This window comes from Mycoplasma sp. 613B, assembly GCF_054343485.1.
Genome location: NZ_JBTGVH010000038.1, coordinates 1 through 1206, shown reverse-complemented (window position 1 = coordinate 1206; position 1206 = coordinate 1). Strand labels below are relative to the sequence as shown.

General features: G+C 20.1%; 1 pseudogene. It reads right to left on the bottom strand.

Features of this window, described 5'->3' with window-relative positions:
- Positions 1 to 944: 944 nt before the first annotated feature.
- Positions 945 to 1206: pseudogene (locus ACXX87_RS04040) on the bottom strand (hypothetical protein); the annotation flags it as partial.

Sequence of the window (1206 nt, the reverse complement as noted above, 5' to 3'; positions counted from 1 at the left end):
GTTTTTAACTGGGAAATTAAAAAGTAATCAAGAGAAATTTACACAAAATATCTTATACTTCCTATATTAATATTTTTATAACATTTTTTTGAAATATTTATAAAAAATATATAAATTTTTACTTTATAAAATATTATCAAATATTGTAAAAAAAGTGTTATAATTATTATACATAGAATAAAATATTTCATTCAAGTATAAAATGAATATGAAAAATCTCCAATTGCTACTTGGAGATTTTTTTTAATTTTCCTTGAATGAATAATTTAAAACTATCTTATAATTTAAGAACTATTATTAAAATAATTATTAATTTTATAAGTTTCATAGAATTTAATATTTCACCCAAGGAAAATATGAATATTTTTCTTATTCATAATTTAATTATACTTTTAAAACAGAAATTTTTAGTTTATTTTTATAAAATATTAATCTAAAAACTATATAATTATAAATAAAGAGGTGAAAAATGACTAATGAAGAAAGAACAAAAATTATTAATGATTATATAATGAAATTGAAAGAAGAAGGAATTGATAATTTACCTGAAATTATGTAAAGAAATGAAAAAGGTTCCTGAAAAAGAATGCAAGAATTCATGAAAAATTTATCTAAACTCTAATTAAAATAAAATAAAAGCACAATTTTTGTGCTGTTTTCTATATAAAAAAATTAGCCATTATCCCCGACCGGAAAGCTAATTTTCAGTTCTATACCGTATTGTTTTTATAGTGCCTAGTATAGGTGGAGGGTGCGGGTCCAAATCACTTAATTATATTCTATCATTAAAATTCACTATTTTTATAAAAAATATTAAAATTTCTCAAAAATAAGGGACAATCAGTTATTTTTATTTTTAACTGGAAAACTAAAAAAGCAGGTAAGAGAATTTTAAAAATATCTTACACTTACACTTCCAACACTTTCCTGAACTACTTTCCCTACTACTTATTTAATTTATAAATTCTATTTTTATTAGAACCTTCTTTTATTAGCAACTTTTCTTCAATCATTTTAGTTATTATTTCATTTGCTCTTGAATATTTCACTTTTAATAATTTTTCTATTTCATTAGTTTTAAAAAAATCTTTGTTTTTAGCATAATTAATAATTAATTGATACTGTTTCTCTTTTTTATTAATTTTTATTATTTTATCTCCGGTTTCTATATTTATCTCCGGTGTTTTGTCAAATTTATCTCCGGTT